General features: G+C 70.4%; 16 protein-coding genes. 8 read left to right on the forward strand and 8 right to left on the reverse strand.

Features of this window, described 5'->3' with window-relative positions:
* Nucleotides 1-50: 50 nt before the first annotated feature.
* On the reverse strand, nucleotides 51-713 hold the full coding sequence (locus SLINC_RS22980; RefSeq protein ID WP_067436298.1) for a response regulator: 663 nt from the start codon (nucleotides 711-713) through the stop codon (nucleotides 51-53).
* Between the two features lie 346 nt (nucleotides 714-1059).
* On the opposite strand from SLINC_RS22980, the gene pdhA reads away from it, so the two are divergent.
* Genes pdhA through SLINC_RS22995 form a run of 3 tightly spaced genes read left to right on the forward strand, consistent with a single transcriptional unit; the run spans nucleotide 1060 to nucleotide 4717 of the window.
* A complete protein-coding gene (pdhA, locus tag SLINC_RS22985) occupies nucleotides 1060-2274 on the forward strand; it encodes a pyruvate dehydrogenase (acetyl-transferring) E1 component subunit alpha (RefSeq protein ID WP_067436301.1) in 1215 nt (404 codons plus the stop codon).
* A gap of 17 nt (nucleotides 2275-2291) precedes the next feature.
* Nucleotides 2292-3272, forward strand: coding sequence for an alpha-ketoacid dehydrogenase subunit beta (locus SLINC_RS22990; RefSeq protein ID WP_067445619.1), 981 nt, complete (start codon nucleotides 2292-2294; stop codon nucleotides 3270-3272).
* 11 nt (nucleotides 3273-3283) lie between these two features.
* Nucleotides 3284-4717 carry a dihydrolipoamide acetyltransferase family protein gene (locus SLINC_RS22995; protein ID WP_067436305.1) on the forward strand — a complete coding sequence of 478 codons (1434 nt, stop codon included), beginning with the start codon at nucleotides 3284-3286 and terminating at the stop codon, nucleotides 4715-4717.
* Between the two features lie 72 nt (nucleotides 4718-4789).
* On the opposite strand, the gene SLINC_RS23000 is transcribed toward SLINC_RS22995, so the two are convergent.
* On the reverse strand, nucleotides 4790-5704 hold the full coding sequence (locus SLINC_RS23000) for a D-alanyl-D-alanine carboxypeptidase family protein (protein WP_067436308.1): 915 nt from the start codon (nucleotides 5702-5704) through the stop codon (nucleotides 4790-4792).
* 211 nt (nucleotides 5705-5915) lie between these two features.
* Here SLINC_RS23000 and SLINC_RS23005 point away from each other — a divergent pair, with 211 nt between their 5' ends.
* Together SLINC_RS23005 and SLINC_RS23010 are read left to right on the forward strand one after the other, a co-directional pair.
* A complete protein-coding gene (locus tag SLINC_RS23005) occupies nucleotides 5916-6566 on the forward strand; it encodes a GntR family transcriptional regulator (protein WP_067436311.1) in 651 nt (216 codons plus the stop codon).
* Nucleotides 6563-7867, forward strand: coding sequence for an MFS transporter (locus tag SLINC_RS23010; protein ID WP_067436315.1), 1305 nt, complete (start codon nucleotides 6563-6565; stop codon nucleotides 7865-7867). The genes SLINC_RS23005 and SLINC_RS23010 overlap by 4 nt, the downstream gene beginning before the upstream one ends.
* A 30-nt stretch (nucleotides 7868-7897) precedes the next feature.
* Here SLINC_RS23010 and SLINC_RS23015 read toward each other — a convergent pair whose 3' ends face one another.
* Nucleotides 7898-8689: an SAM-dependent methyltransferase gene (locus tag SLINC_RS23015; RefSeq protein WP_067436318.1), complete on the reverse strand. Its 792-nt coding sequence runs from the start codon at nucleotides 8687-8689 to the stop codon at nucleotides 7898-7900.
* Between the two features lie 118 nt (nucleotides 8690-8807).
* Nucleotides 8808-9632 (reverse strand): maleylpyruvate isomerase family mycothiol-dependent enzyme, encoded by an 825-nt coding sequence (locus SLINC_RS23020; protein ID WP_067436322.1) that lies wholly within the window; start codon nucleotides 9630-9632, stop codon nucleotides 8808-8810.
* Between the two features lie 182 nt (nucleotides 9633-9814).
* Here SLINC_RS23020 and SLINC_RS23025 point away from each other — a divergent pair, with 182 nt between their 5' ends.
* The gene (locus tag SLINC_RS23025) at nucleotides 9815-10612 is read left to right on the forward strand and encodes a carbon-nitrogen family hydrolase (RefSeq protein WP_067436323.1); all 798 of its coding nucleotides are present in this window, start codon (nucleotides 9815-9817) and stop codon (nucleotides 10610-10612) included.
* 135 nt (nucleotides 10613-10747) lie between these two features.
* The gene (locus SLINC_RS23030) at nucleotides 10748-11107 is read left to right on the forward strand and encodes a hypothetical protein (protein WP_067436324.1); all 360 of its coding nucleotides are present in this window, start codon (nucleotides 10748-10750) and stop codon (nucleotides 11105-11107) included.
* Here SLINC_RS23030 and SLINC_RS23035 read toward each other — a convergent pair.
* The 3 genes from SLINC_RS23035 to SLINC_RS23045 all read right to left on the reverse strand — a co-directional run bounded on the left by SLINC_RS23035 (nucleotide 11095) and on the right by SLINC_RS23045 (nucleotide 13552).
* Nucleotides 11095-11883 (reverse strand): FHA domain-containing protein, encoded by a 789-nt coding sequence (locus tag SLINC_RS23035; RefSeq protein ID WP_225988362.1) that lies wholly within the window; start codon nucleotides 11881-11883, stop codon nucleotides 11095-11097. The two genes, SLINC_RS23030 and SLINC_RS23035, sit on opposite strands and share 13 nt — an antisense overlap.
* Before the next feature lie 176 nt (nucleotides 11884-12059).
* A complete protein-coding gene (locus tag SLINC_RS23040) occupies nucleotides 12060-12554 on the reverse strand; it encodes an LURP-one-related/scramblase family protein (RefSeq protein ID WP_067436325.1) in 495 nt (164 codons plus the stop codon).
* The gene (locus tag SLINC_RS23045; protein ID WP_067436327.1) at nucleotides 12551-13552 is read right to left on the reverse strand and encodes a GlxA family transcriptional regulator; all 1002 of its coding nucleotides are present in this window, start codon (nucleotides 13550-13552) and stop codon (nucleotides 12551-12553) included. The genes SLINC_RS23040 and SLINC_RS23045 overlap by 4 nt, the downstream gene beginning before the upstream one ends.
* 52 nt (nucleotides 13553-13604) lie before the next feature.
* Between SLINC_RS23045 and SLINC_RS23050 the strand changes: the two genes are divergently transcribed.
* On the forward strand, nucleotides 13605-13991 hold the full coding sequence (locus SLINC_RS23050) for a cupin domain-containing protein (RefSeq protein WP_067436330.1): 387 nt from the start codon (nucleotides 13605-13607) through the stop codon (nucleotides 13989-13991).
* 43 nt (nucleotides 13992-14034) lie between these two features.
* Here the strand turns inward: SLINC_RS23050 and SLINC_RS23055 are convergent, their stop codons facing one another.
* Complete coding sequence (locus tag SLINC_RS23055; RefSeq protein WP_067436338.1) at nucleotides 14035-14289, reverse strand: DUF6458 family protein; 255 nt, start codon at nucleotides 14287-14289, stop codon at nucleotides 14035-14037.
* Nucleotides 14290-14315 lie beyond the last annotated feature (26 nt).

The raw sequence follows: 14315 nt of genomic DNA on the forward strand, positions 1-14315 counted from the left end.
GAAGAGGCGCCCGGCCCCCCGACGGGGGTCTTAGGTCCCGAGTCTGCCGCTCAGCGCCGCTGCGCCTCGGCCTGCCGTCGTCCCACGTAGGCCGCCGCCTGGGAGCGCCGCTCCATGCCGAGCTTGGACAGCAGGCTCGACACATAGTTCTTGATCGTCTTCTCGGCGAGGTGCAGCCGCTCGCCGATCGCGCGGTTGGTCAGCCCCTCGCCGATCAGGTCCAGGATCCGGCGCTCCTGGTCGGTCAGCCGGGCGAGTTCGTCGGGCTCGGCGCGCTCGCCGTCGCGCAGGCGTTCCAGCACGCGCGCGGTGGCCACCGGGTCCAGCAGGGACCGGCCGGCCGCCACGTCCCGGACGGCGTCCAGCAGTTCGTTCCCGCGGATGGCCTTCAGGACGTATCCGGAGGCGCCCGCCATGATCGCGTCGAAGAGGGCCTCGTCGTCGGCGAACGAGGTCAGCATCAGGCAGTTGACGGACTCGTCCCGCGAACGGATCTCCCGGCACACCTCGACCCCGCTGCCGTCCGGGAGGCGTACGTCCAGGACCGCCACGTCCGGGAGGGCGGCCGGGATGCGGGCCAGGGCGTCGGCGGCGGTGCCGGCCTCGCCGACGACCTCGATGTCGCTCTCGACGGACAGCAACTCATGGACACCGCGCCGTACCACTTCGTGATCGTCCAGGAGAAATACCCTGATTTTTCCGTCTTCTCGCACGCGGTCAGTGTCACACGGGCCGCGTGATCCCGCTTTCGGCGGGCTCTTCCCGTGACCTGGGTCACCGGGATAACGTGCCGTTGTTCCGGCCCCCTGCAAGGCTGTGACCAGGTACTGTTCCCGATTTTGCGAATTTACTTGGAAATCCAAGCAAAAACGCAGGTCAGGAGGGGTTTCACAGAATTGTGGAGCACTGGGTAACGTGCATTTTGCAGGGCGCTCGCCGGGGCACCTGTCACGCCTGTTTCCCGACCGGGCGCACCCACCCCGTGCGTCCCGCGGGCCCACAGGCGAGCCGCACTGGCACCCGGCGAACCCGGGTAGCCGGACCGACGGAGGAGCACACGTGACCGTGGAGAGCACTGCCGCGCGCACCACGCGACGCAGCGCAGGTACGACCGGTGGCACGGCCGGCAAGCGAACGACGGCGAAGAGCACGGCCGCCAAGAAGCCCGCGGCCGCGAAGAAGTCGCCGAGCGGCGAGCCCGAGCTCGTCCAGCTGCTGACGCCCGAGGGCAAACGCGTCAAGAGCGCCGCCTACGACAAGTACGTCACCGGCATCACCCCCGAAGACCTCCGCGGCCTGTACCGCGACATGGTCCTCACCCGCCGCTTCGACGCCGAGGCCACCTCCCTGCAACGCCAGGGCGAGCTGGGCCTGTGGGCCTCGCTGCTCGGCCAGGAGGCCGCCCAGATCGGCTCGGGCCGCGCCACCCGCGAGGACGACTACGTCTTCCCGACCTACCGCGAGCACGGCGTCGCCTGGTGCCGCGGGGTCGATCCCACCAACCTGCTGGGCATGTTCCGCGGCGTGAACAACGGCGGCTGGGACCCCAACAGCAACAACTTCCACCTCTACACGATCGTCATCGGCTCCCAGACGCTGCACGCCACGGGCTACGCGATGGGCGTCGCCAAGGACGGCGCGGACAGCGCCGTGATCGCGTACTTCGGCGACGGCGCCTCCAGCCAGGGCGACGTGGCCGAATCGTTCACCTTCTCCGCGGTCTACAACGCCCCCGTGGTGTTCTTCTGCCAGAACAACCAGTGGGCGATCTCCGAGCCGACCGAGAGGCAGACCCGCGTCCCGCTCTACCAGCGCGCGCAGGGCTACGGCTTCCCGGGCGTCCGCGTCGACGGCAACGACGTCCTGGCCTGCCTCGCGGTGACGCGGTGGGCGCTGGAGCGTGCCCGCGGCGGCGAGGGCCCGACCCTGGTCGAGGCGTACACCTACCGCATGGGCGCCCACACCACCTCCGACGACCCGAGCAAGTACCGCGCCGACGAGGAGCGCGAGGCGTGGGAGGCGAAGGACCCGATCCTGCGCCTTCGCCGGTACCTGGAGGCCTCAAACCACGCGGACGAGGGATTTTTCGCGGAACTGGAGGCCGAGAGCGAGGCGTTGGGCAAACGAGTACGCGAAGCGGTCCGCGCCATGCCGGACCCGGACCACTTCGCCATCTTCGAGAACGTCTACGCGGACGGGCACGCCCTCGTCGACGAGGAGCGGGCGCAGTTCGCCGCCTACCAGGCGTCGTTCGCGGATGGAGAGGGGGCCTGACCATGACCGTGGAAAAGATGGCTGTGGAAAAAATGGCTTTGGCCAAGGCGATCAACGAATCGCTGCGGCGTGCCCTGGAGACCGACCCCAAGGTCCTCGTCATGGGCGAGGACGTCGGCAAGCTCGGCGGTGTCTTCCGGGTGACGGACGGCCTCCAGAAGGACTTCGGCGAGAGCCGCGTCATCGACACCCCCCTCGCCGAGTCCGGCATCGTCGGCACGGCGATCGGCCTCGCCCTGCGCGGCTACCGCCCGGTGGTGGAGATCCAGTTCGACGGCTTCGTCTTCCCGGCCTACGACCAGATCGTCACCCAGCTCGCGAAGATGCACGCGCGCTCCCTGGGCAAGGTCAAGCTCCCGGTCGTCGTCCGTATCCCCTACGGCGGCGGCATCGGCGCGGTCGAGCACCACTCGGAGTCCCCCGAGGCGCTGTTCGCGCACGTGTCGGGCCTGAAGGTGGTCTCCCCGTCGAACGCGGGCGACGCCTACTGGATGATGCAGCAGGCCATCCAGAGCGACGACCCCGTGATCTTCTTCGAGCCCAAGCGACGCTACTGGGACAAGGCCGAGGTCAACACCGAGGCGATCCCGGGCCCGCTGCACAAGGCCCGGGTGGTCCGCGAGGGCACCGACCTCACCCTCGTCGCCTACGGCCCGATGGTGAAGCTCTGCCAGGAGGTGGCCGACGCGGCCGCCGAGGAGGGCAGGTCCCTGGAGATCCTGGACCTGCGCTCGGTGTCCCCGCTGGACTTCGACTCGATCCAGGCGTCGGTGGAGAAGACCCGCCGCCTGGTGGTGGTCCACGAGGCCCCGGTGTTCTTCGGTTCGGGCGCGGAGATCGCCGCCCGGATCACGGAGCGCTGCTTCTACCACCTGGAGGCCCCGGTGCTCAGGGTCGGCGGCTATCACGCCCCCTATCCGCCGGCCCGGCTGGAGGAGGAGTACCTGCCCGGACTGGACCGGGTACTCGACGCCGTCGACCGCTCGCTGGCGTACTGAGGAGAGGGGTCGTGACGACGATGACGGAAGCGTCCGTACGCGAGTTCAAGATGCCGGACGTGGGCGAGGGCCTCACCGAGGCCGAGATCCTCAAGTGGTACGTCCAGCCCGGTGACACGGTCACCGACGGCCAGGTGGTGTGCGAGGTCGAGACCGCCAAGGCGGCCGTCGAACTGCCCATCCCCTACGACGGCGTGGTCCGCGAGCTGCGCTTCGGCGAGGGCACCACGGTCGACGTGGGCACGGCGATCATCTCGGTGGATGTCGCGGGCGGGGGTGCGGCGGCCGCTCAGGCGCCCGAGGCATCCGCGTCGGCCGTGGCTGCCGCGCCCGCCGTATCCGCCGAGAAGAAGCCCGAGCCGTCGAAGCCGGCCGCGGGCTCGGGCCGCCAGCCGGTGCTCGTCGGCTACGGCGTGGCCACCTCCTCCACCAAGCGCCGCCCCCGCAAGGGCCCGGAGATCCCGGCCCAGGAGGCGTCGAAGGCGATCCAGAGCGAGCTGAACGGCCATGGGGCGGCCGCGGCCGCGAAGCCGCGCCCGCTGGCCAAGCCGCCGGTGCGCAAGCTGGCCAAGGACCTGGGTGTCGACCTGGCGACGGTGATCCCGTCCGGCCCGGACGGCATCATCACGCGCGAGGACGTGCACGCCGCGGTGACCCCGCCGCAGCAGGCCCCCGAGCCGGTGACGGCACCGCCCGTCACCCCGGTGGCCGCTCCCGCGGCGCCGGCGGCGTCGTACGACGCGGCGCGCGAGACCCGGATCCCGGTCCGGGGTGTGCGCAAGGCGACGGCCGCGGCGATGGTCGGCTCGGCGTTCACCGCGCCGCATGTCACCGAGTTCGTGACGGTCGACGTGACCCGCACGATGAAGCTGGTCGAGGAGCTCAAGCAGGACAAGGAGTTCCAGGGGCTGCGGGTCAATCCGCTGCTGCTGATCGCCAAGGCGCTCCTGGTCGCGATCAGGCGCAACCCGGACGTCAACGCGTCCTGGGACGAGGCGGCGCAGGAGATCGTGGTCAAGCACTACGTCAACCTGGGCATCGCGGCGGCCACCCCGCGCGGGCTGATCGTCCCGAACATCAAGGACGCCGACGCCAAGACGCTGCCCCAGCTGGCCGAGGGGCTGGCCGAGCTGGTCGCCACGGCCCGCGAGGGCAAGACGTCCCCCGCCGCGATGCAGGGCGGCACGGTGACCATCACCAATGTCGGCGTCTTCGGCGTCGACACCGGCACCCCGATCCTGCCGCCCGGCGAGTCCGCCATCCTCGCCGTCGGCGCGATCAAGCTCCAGCCGTGGGTCCACAAGGGCAAGGTGAAGCCCCGTCAGGTCACCACCCTGGCCCTCTCCTTCGACCACCGCCTGATCGACGGCGAACTGGGCTCGAAGGTCCTGGCCGACGTGGCGGCCGTCCTGGAACAGCCGAAGCGCCTGATCACCTGGGCGTAACAAGAGGGGCCGCGCCTCCCTCACGGGAAGCGCGGCCCACTCGGTCCTGCTCGGGCGCTGCCCGACTCCGACTCAGCCGAGCTTGGCGAAGCCGTAGTTGAGGAGCTTCTTCGCGTCCGTCGCACGCTGGGTGGCGTTCGTGGAGGCGAGGACCGTGCCGTAGACCGTCTTGCCGTTGCGGGTGGCGGCGAAGACGAGGCAGTAGCCGGCCTCGTCGCCGGAGCCGGTCTTCACACCGATCGTGCCGCTGTAGCTGCCGAGCAGCGAGTTGGTGTTCTTCCACGTGCCCATCGTGCGGGTGCTGCCCGTCTTGGTGATGGTCTTCGCGGTGTACGTCTTGGTCTTCACGACCGCGCGGAAGGTGGAGTTCTTCATCGCGTTGCTGGCGAGCTTCGTCAGGTCCTTCGGCGTCGAGTAGTTCTTGCCGTTGCCGATGCCGTCGAAGGAGTCGAAGTGCGTGTTGGTCAGACCGAGCTTCTTCGCCTCGGTGTTCATCTTGCCGATGAACGACTTCACACGCGCCGCACGGGTCGAGCCCGAGCCGAACTTGTCGGCCAGCGCGTACGCGGCGTCGCAGCCGGACGGCAGCATCAGCCCGTAGAGCAGCTGGCGCACGGTGACCTTGTCACCGACGATCAGCCGGGCGGACGAGGCGCCCCTGGACACGATGTAGTCGCTGTACGCCTTCTGGATCGTGACCTTGGCGTTCAGGTTGAGGTTCGACTGCGCCAGAACGACCTTCGCAGTCATGATCTTCGTGGTGGAGCCGGTGGAGCGCTTGGTGTTCGCGGCCTTGCTGTACAGACCCGCGCCGTTCGCGTTGTTCATCACGTAGCCGGCCTTGGCGACGATCGTGGGCGCGGTGGCGGCCTGCGCGGGGACCGCGGTGAGGGCTCCGGTCGCGAGGACGGCGCCGGCGGTCACGGAGACGGCGGCGGCTCGGCGGAAGCGGACGGACTTGAAGCCGCCCTTGATGCCCGTTATCAACTGAGATACCCCGATGTTGTCGATTGCCCCTGAGGTGCGGCCGATTGAGGTGAGCAAGGAATGTGGGGCCGCAGGTGTGTGACTCGTAACTAGCACAGAAGGTTGTGGGGTTGCTCGGCCGGGGTTGGGTTCTTTACCGGACCATCCGATCTACCCGTCCGTATTCTGGACGGTCGCCATCATGCGTACGTGTTGTATCTAAGCTGTCGGCATGAGCCTGGCCGTCAAGCAACCTCCCGCCGCCGACCGCGTCTACGCCCACGTCAAACAGGGTGTTCTGGAGCGCCGCTACGAGGGCGGCATCCTCCTGACCGAGGGTGAACTGGCCGAGGCCGTCGGGGTTTCTCGCACACCTGTGCGGGAGGCGCTGCTGCGGCTGGAGGCCGAGGGGCTCATCAAGCTGTACCCGAAAAAGGGAGCCCTCGTCCTTCCCGTCTCCGCCCAGGAGATCGCCGACGTCGTCGAGACCCGGCTGCTCGTCGAGGAGCACGCGGCCCGCAAGGCGGTCCCCGCCCCCGCCGGGCTCGTCGAACGCCTGGAGGAACTGCTCGCCCAGCAGAAGCAGCAGGCCGCGGCCGGTGACCTCGCCGGAGCCGCCGTCACCGACCGCTGTTTCCACGCCGAGATCGTCCGCAGCGGCGGCAACGAGATCCTCTCCCGCCTCTACGACCAGCTGCGCGACCGCCAGCTGCGCATGGGCGTCGCCGTCATGCACTCCCACCCCGACCGGATCGCCAAGACCCTCGCCGAGCACGAGGAGATCCTCCGCGCGCTGCGGTCCGGGGACGCGGAGGCCGCGGTGGAGATCGTCCACCGGCACGTCGGCTGGTTCTCCCACCTGGCACGGGGTGAGGTCCGATGACCCGGACCTCAGGCACCGTCCTCCCGGGTGACCCGCCGGGCGGCCGGCGCGCGGCCGCCGTCTGGGGGATCGGCGTCTCCGTCTACTTCGTCGCGGTCATCTTCCGTACGTCCCTCGGCGTCGCCGGCCTCGACGCGGCCGACCGCTTCCATGTGAACGCCTCCGCGCTGTCGACCTTCTCGATCCTCCAGCTCCTCGTCTACGCCGGTATGCAGATACCCGTGGGCCTGCTGGTCGACCGGCTCGGCACGAAGAAGGTGCTGGGCCTCGGCGTGGTCCTCTTCACCGCGGGACAACTCGGCTTCGCGTTCTCCCCGTCGTACGGCATGGCCCTCGCCTCGCGGGCGCTGCTCGGCTGCGGTGACGCGATGACCTTCATCAGCGTGCTGCGGCTGGGCACCCGCTGGTTCCCGGCCCGGCGCGGCCCGCTGATCGCGCAGCTCGCCGGGCTGGTCGGCATGGCGGGCAACCTGGTCTCCACCCTCCTCCTGGCCCGGCTGCTGCACGGCATCGGCTGGACGGCGGCCTTCGCGGGCAGCGCGCTCGCCGGTGTCGTCGTCTTCGTCCTGCTCCTGCTGTTCCTGAAGGACCACCCCGAGGGGCACGAACCGGAGCCCTTCCCGCACCGGGGCGCCGCCTACGTACGACGCCAGATCGCCGCGTCCTGGCGCGAACCGGGGACCCGGCTCGGGCTCTGGGTGCACTTCACCACCCAGTTCCCGGCGATGGTGTTCCTGCTCCTGTGGGGCCTGCCCTTCCTCGTCGAGGCCCAGGGCCTGTCCCGCGCGACCGCGGGCGAACTCCTCACCCTCGTCGTCCTGTCCAACATGATGATCGGGCTCGTCTACGGCCAGGTCGTCGCCCGCCACCACGAGGCGCGGCTGCCGCTGGCGCTGGCGACCGTGGGGGCGACGGCACTGCTGTGGGGCGCCACACTGGCCTACCCCGGCGACCACGCCCCGATGTGGCTGCTGGTCGTGCTGTGCGTGGTGCTCGGGGCGTGCGGGCCCGCCTCGATGCTCGGCTTCGACTTCGCCCGCCCGGCGAACCCGCCCGAGCGGCAGGGGACCGCGTCCGGCATCACCAACATGGGCGGGTTCGTCGCCTCCATGACCACGCTGTTCGCCGTGGGCGTCCTGCTCGACGCCACCGGCGGCGACTACTCCGTCGCCTTCTCCTCCGTCTTCGTCCTCCAGGCCCTGGGGGTCAGCCAGATCCTGCGGCTGCGCAAGCGGGCGATCCGGCGGGAGCGGGAGCGGCTGGTGGCGTCGCGGGTGGAGACGGTGCACGTGCCCGTGTGAGGGTGCGCGGTGCGCCCGGAGCGCTGTCGATCAGGCGGCCGGGACCAGGGTGAGGTACGCGTAGCCCAGCACTCCGCGGTAGGTCAGCCACCGGGCGCGGTGGCGGTCGAGGCGGTCGCGGGTCTCGGCGGCGAGGGGATGGGCGGGGTGGGTCGCGAGCCACACCTCGGTGTCCGCCTGGTAGCCGGACTCGAACTCCTCCCACTCGTCGAGGTTCGCCGTCTCGATCCACTCGGGCCTGAATCCCGCGGCCACGGCGGTGTCGACCAGGCGCGCCAGGTCGTAGTGCTCACCGGCCGAGGCGCCCGGCCACATGCCGGACAGCTCCGCCGGGGTCGGGGTGCGCTGCCAGAAGCCCTCGCCGAACAGCGCGCGGCCGCCGTCGGCCACCAGCCGGCGCAGCTCCTTCAGCGCCTCGTCGGTGTGCAGGGGCGGCTCGGCCGTGCTCAGGGCCTGGCCGGCGCCCAGGCACAGGACGAGGTCGACGGGGCCGCGGGTCGTTCCCAGGGCGGACTCCGCCACGAACTCCGCCCGGTCGGCGAGGCCCCTCGCCGTGGCGTCGCGGCGGCCCCGGGCCAGATCCTCTTCCCTGAGGTCGACACCGACGCCGTTCGCCTGCGGTACGGCGTCCAGGACGCGCAGCATGAACTCGCCCCAGCCGCAGCCGATGTCGAGCACCGTGGAGGGCTTCGCGGCCGCCAGGCGCCGGACCAGGGCGGTGGCCCGGGTCTCGGAGAGGGGACCGTGGAAGGTGAGGCGGGTGAGGTGGGGCGGGACGTCGCCAGGGGTGTCGGTACGGGCGTCGGTACGGGTGTCTGTCATGGGGCGGACGCTAGTGCGGGGTTGGCCGGGGCGACAGCGAATATGCCCGGCCCGGTCCCCTGGGCGAGTCCCTCGGCCGGCCCTTTGAACCGGCGTTCGCAGGCGCCGCCCCCGCCTCCTACTGCGTCACCGTGAAGTTGCGCAGGATCGCCGTCGTCAGGGTCGGGTCGCCCTCCGCCTTCACGCGGTCGGCCACCGCGTCCACGCTCACCCGACCGCAGGCGAGGCGGACGTAGGTCTCCCAGTCGAGGGTGAGGGTGGCGGCGGGGCCGAGGGCGGGAGCGGTTTCGAGGGTGCCGCGGCCCTGGATGTCGACGCGGATGGTGCGCAGGAACTCGACGGGGCCGTGCACGTCGAAGACGACCGCCGAACTGCGCGGGGCCTCGGACTTGGCGGCCACGACCTCGGGGAGCGCGTCGAGCAGCACGTCACGGGCGACGTGCGCGCCGGGGGAGTCGAGGTTGCCGGGACGGCCCAGGGCGGTGCGCAGGTCCTGTTCGTGCACCCACACGTCGAACGCGTGCTTGCGCATTGATTCTTCGAGCGTCAGTTCGCTGCCGAGCGGGCCACGTACCTTCGTGCCCGGGTCCCGGGACTCGTTCCGCAGCTGGCGGTTGCGGCGGATGACCGTGTACTCCAGCTCGGACGTCATCTCCGGTGCCGTGTGGTGGCGGCGGACGTCGACCTGCATCTCCATGTACCGCTGGTGGTCGTTGGTGACGTGGTACAGGTCGCGCGGGAGCGTGTGGATGGGGCGCGGGTCGCCGAGCATCTCGCAGTCCAGGCCGATGACATGGGACACGACGTCACGGACCGACCAGCCGGGGCACGGGGTACGCCGGTTCCACTCTCCCTCCACAAGCGGGGTCACCAGCTCGGATATCGCGTCGATGGAGTGGGTCCAGGCGTCGGCGTAGGGCTGGAGGGTGGGATGCAGACTCACGGAACGGGACCCCTCGGCGGTCGGTGCACGGGCAGGTGTTGGCGGCGTTGCCAGTGGGAGGCGGTGGCTGTCGGCGGGTGTCTTGGAACGCTAAGTTACGCTGCTGTGAGGCACCCCGGCAGTGCTTTCGTGTGACGATCGTAGGCCCGTGTGGACGGCTCGAATGCCAGGACGGTGGTAGTGTGCGCGCCTCTCTGATCCAGATCGCCGTGGAAGAGGGCGAATCCGTCGAATCCCGTCGGCGCCGTGTGGCCTCTCTGGTGCGGGACCAGAACGGTGCCGACCTCGTCGTGCTGCCGGAGCTGTGGACCACCGGTGCCTTCGCCTTCGAGGAGTTCGACGCCGAGGCCGAGCCGCTGCGAGGCCCGACGTACGAGGCCATGGCGAAGGCGGCGAGCGACGCGGGCGTCTGGCTGCACGCGGGCTCGATTCCCGAGCGGGCCCCGGACGGGACCCTCTACAACACCTCCCTCGTCTTCTCACCCACCGGTGACCTGGCCGCCTCCTACCGCAAGATCCACCGCTTCGGCTTCGACAAGGGCGAGGCCGTGCTGATGGGCGCGGGCCGGGAGCTGGTGACGGTCCCGCTGCCCGGCACCACCGTCGGTGTGGCCACCTGTTACGACCTCCGGTTCCCCGAGTTGTTCCGCTCTCTCGTCGACGCGGGCGCCGAGACCCTGGTGATCCCCGCGGGCTGGCCGGAGCGCCGCCGGGCGCACTGGACGCTGCTGGCCCAGGCGCGGGCGGTCGAGAACCAGGCGTTCGTGCTCGCCTGTGGAACGGCCGGGACGCACGCGGGAGTTCCGCAGGCCGGTCACTCGATCGTGGTGGATCCGTGGGGCGAGGTGCTCGCCGAGGCCGGCGCCGACGAGGAGATCCTCACGGTGGACTTCGACCCCGGGAAGGTCGCGACGACACGGGAGCAGTTCCCGGCGCTGAAGGACCGGGTGCTCGGGCTCAAGGCACCGGACCGGTCCTGACGCCGATGCCTCGTGGTCGAGGACCGACCCTGACTTCGCTCAGTACCCGGTAGTCGCCTCCTTCCCCAGAATCGAGTGCACGGGGCTCGCAGGGAGTCCCGGACACCGAAGAATCACGGGGTTGTGATGACTGCGATGACCAGGATCAAGAAGCTGTCCGCGATGGGTGTGGGCGCGGTGGTACTCGCCGGGGGTGCCGTCCTCGGTTTCTCGGGTACGGCCGCGGCCGGTACCTGTGGGGACAACTTCAACCCGAAGGTCCCCGGCGCCAAGGCCCACTGGGAGATCAGCTGCAACGCCAGCAAGAACACGGTCACGATCGAGGGCTGGGTCGAGGACACCAAGTCGGACGGCAAGTGCGCCAAGGTGAGCGCCAACATCAACGGCACCACCAAGCGGAGTGCGGCCGCCTGCCCGAAGGGCGACCGCGAGGAGTTCAAGTGGACGGCCACCGGCAAGAAGATCGACGCCGAGCTGTACACCTACGACGCCTGACGGCGCCGGTTCAGGAGGGCTAGATCGTCCTCCCGTACGAGATCGAAGCGGAGCGCGAGTGACACCAGTGACTCGCGCTTTCCGCTGTGCCGGGCCGATGTCAGACAGAGCTTCTCGGCCAGGTAGTCGACGCTCCACTGCACCGCGGACTTGCTGACGGCGGGCCAGGCCGGACGCAGCCGCTCGATGATCTGCCGGGTGCTGGGCAGCCGTGCGAACGGCGCCTCGCGCAGCCGTGGTTCACAGAGCGAGGCCAGGACGAGGAAGTAGCGGCGGGTCCGGTCGAGCGGGAAGGCCTGGAGGGCCGGGGCCGCCGGGAGGGCGGGAGCCTGGTCCTGGCCCTCCCGGCCTTCCCGCCCGCCCTGGTAGTCGTGGCAGGTCGCCCAGACGTCGAAGTCGATCAGCTCCTGCCCGGTGGGCAGCACCACCCGTCCGAACTCGAACGGGATCGGCGCCTCCCTCCTCCCCGGCCCCACCTTGATGTGCTCGCCCGCGCCCTCCGGGTTCTCGACGAGGTAGGTCTGACACGGGCTCAGATTGGTCAGCGTCCAGTAGGCGCGATACGCGGTGATCAACCCCGCGGTGTGCTGGATCCCCTCGTGCCGGAGTGTCAACCCCCGCTCGTGGTCGCCCGCGGGAACGCGCCCGAAGGCCAGCTGCTCACCGGGCGCGAGCCGTATCTGGGCCGTGGCTGAGCGGCGGCCGCCGCTCGGGGCGTACGGACGACGGTGCCTCGGCACCACGATGACGCTGTGCGCGCCGTTGCTGCTGTACATGGTCGGATATCCCCCGATGTGCCGTGACGAATGAGTGGTCAGCTCATGTCATGCGCTGTCGGGGGCCAGCGTGCCGGGAGGATACGTCGATGGGTACCTGAAACCTTCCAGGGCGCGGTGCCGGGGGCACCGCGCCTCAGGTCGACTCACCGGCGTCAGGGCCTGTCCAGGAGGCGTCAGTCCTCCCGTTCCTTCTCCGCCAGGTGGATCACGCACACCGCCACCGCGATCAGCAGCGCCGGATCCGTGTCCTCCCGGACCACGTCGACGCCGTAGGTCTCCCGCACCCGCAGCCAGCGGCGGGAGACGACGGCCAGCAGCTCACCGTCGTACTCGACGGCGAACTCGCGGTCGAGGACCTTGCCGCTGACGTCGAGCTCGGTGCTGCCGTCGGCGAGGGAGACCCGGTAGTGGTTGCGCAGCAGGGACAGGCGCTTCCTCCTGATCGTCGCCAGCGGCTCGCCGTCCCGCTCGATGACCATCGTGTCGCGCAGGGCGAACATCTTCTGCCGGATGTCGATCAGGACCCGTCCCTGGCGGTCCTTGAGCTCGAAGGTGTCCCGCAGCCGCATCGCCTTGCCGTCGACGAGGAACACCTTCTCGCCCCGGTCGTCCTCGATCCAGTAGTCGTCACCGATGCCGAGGAGCCGGTCGCGTACGAGGAATCTCATACCCTCACCGCTTCCCCGGCGGCCGGTCCGAAACGCCGCCGGTAGGCCGACGGGCTGAGTCCGGTCTCGCGGCGCACGCGCGCGCGGAGGTTCGCGGCCGTCCCCAGTCCGCTGCGGGCCGCCACCACGTCCAGCCGCTCCTCGCCGCGCTCGATCAGCCGGCACGCCAGCGCCACGCGCTCCCCCGTCAGCCAGGCCAGCGGAGTCGTCCCGAGCTGGACGCGGAAGCGCCGGTGGAGCGTGGCGGGGGAGACGGCCGCGCGGATCGCCAGGTCGCCCACCGTCAGCGGCTCCCCCAGCCGTTCCTGGGCCCACGCGAGCAGCGGGCCCAGGGACTCCTCCCGTACGTCGGGCAGCGGCCGTTCCACGAACTGGCGCTGCCCTCCGTCGCGGTGGGCGGCGAACACCAGCCGCCGTGACACGGCGTTGGCGATCTCCGCGCCGTGGTCCCGTCGTACGACGTGCAGGCCGAGGTCGAGCGCGGCGGCGCTCCCGGCGGCGGTCAGGACGCCTCCCTCGTCGATGAAGAGCACGTCCGCCTCCAGCCGCACCTTCGGGTGCAGCTCGCGGAACAGACCGGCCCACATCCAGTGCGTGGTGGCCCGCAGGCCGTCCAGCAGCCCGGCCTCGGCCAGGGCGAAGCTGCCGGTGCACAGGCTCATCACACGGGCCCCGCGCGCGTGGGTGCGCCGGATGGCCTCCAGGACGTCCTCGTCGCGGGGGACGACGTTGTCGGGGCGGCCGGGGACGACGAGGGTGTCGGCGTCGTCCACCGCCTCCAGACCGGGCACACCGGACAGGGTGAAGAAGCCGTGGTTCATCCGCACCTCGGGCGTCGGCGTGCACAGCGCCACCTCGTACAGCGGCCCGGGCAGCCCGAGTTCGGGCCGCGGCAGCCCGAACAGCTCGGTGGCGACACCCACCTCGAAGGGGTTGGTGCCCTCGTCGACGATGACGGCGACCTTATGGGGGCGATGCTGAGAGGATCCTTGCGGCATGTGCGATTTCTAGCACTCGTCCGGCCCGTACGGTGCCCCGCACGATGACCCCATGAATCCGATCTCCCTCTCCGCCGCCCTCGCGTCCTTCAGCGAGCAGTGGAGCCCCCGCATCGTCACCACCGTCAACGACTACGACGTACGCGTCACGCATGTGGAGGGCGAGCACCTATGGCACGTCCACGACCATACTGACGAGTTCTTCCTGGTCCTGGAGGGGGAGCTGCGGATCTCCCTGCGCGAGCCCGCGGGGGAGCGCACGGTCACCCTCCCCAAGGGCTCGGTCTTCACCGTCCCCCGGGGCGTCGAACACAAGCCGTACGCGCCCGTCCCGACCGACATCCTCCTGCTCGAACCGACCGGTACCTCCACCGTGGGCGATCGCCACGACGAGGTACCGGCCCATGTGGAGGCCACGACGGGGCACACGCTGGCGTGACCCATCGGGGCAGACGTCACGCTCCCCAGACGTCTCAGGCGCGTCAGACGCCGTAGCCGTCGCTGTAGCCGTCCCTGCGCGTGGTGTGGCGCCGCTCCTCCTCGACCACCGGGGTGTTGGGCGGCATGACGACCCGCCTGCGGCGGGCGATGCTGCTGAATGTGCTCACGCCGATCAGTCCGACGACCATCAGGATGATGCCGACCAGGTCGAGATTGACCCCCTGCATGTCCCAGTCGGTCGCGAACGTGAGGATGGCTCCCACGGCGATGAGAATGATGCATCCGCCGAGGCCCATGAGTGTCGCCTCCTGTCCGGTCCGGT

The organism is Streptomyces lincolnensis, assembly GCF_001685355.1.
GTDB lineage: Bacteria > Actinomycetota > Actinomycetes > Streptomycetales > Streptomycetaceae > Streptomyces > Streptomyces lincolnensis.

Bases quoted from the DNA above. Each gene is read 5' to 3' on its own strand.
- SLINC_RS23030 (WP_067436324.1), top strand. From the start codon at position 10,748: ATGACCAGGATCAAGAAGCTGTCCGCGATGGGTGTGGGCGCGGTGGTA.
- SLINC_RS23050 (WP_067436330.1), top strand. From the start codon at position 13,605: ATGAATCCGATCTCCCTCTCCGCCGCCCTCGCGTCCTTCAGCGAGCAG.
- SLINC_RS23045 (WP_067436327.1), bottom strand. From the start codon at position 13,552: ATGCCGCAAGGATCCTCTCAGCATCGCCCCCATAAGGTCGCCGTCATC.
- SLINC_RS23040 (WP_067436325.1), bottom strand. From the start codon at position 12,554: ATGAGATTCCTCGTACGCGACCGGCTCCTCGGCATCGGTGACGACTAC.
- SLINC_RS23035 (WP_225988362.1), bottom strand. From the start codon at position 11,883: ATGTACAGCAGCAACGGCGCGCACAGCGTCATCGTGGTGCCGAGGCAC.
- SLINC_RS23005 (WP_067436311.1), top strand. From the start codon at position 5,916: ATGAGCCTGGCCGTCAAGCAACCTCCCGCCGCCGACCGCGTCTACGCC.
- SLINC_RS23055 (WP_067436338.1), bottom strand. From the start codon at position 14,289: ATGGGCCTCGGCGGATGCATCATTCTCATCGCCGTGGGAGCCATCCTC.
- SLINC_RS23010 (WP_067436315.1), top strand. From the start codon at position 6,563: ATGACCCGGACCTCAGGCACCGTCCTCCCGGGTGACCCGCCGGGCGGC.
- SLINC_RS22990 (WP_067445619.1), top strand. From the start codon at position 2,292: ATGGCTGTGGAAAAAATGGCTTTGGCCAAGGCGATCAACGAATCGCTG.
- SLINC_RS23015 (WP_067436318.1), bottom strand. From the start codon at position 8,689: ATGACAGACACCCGTACCGACGCCCGTACCGACACCCCTGGCGACGTC.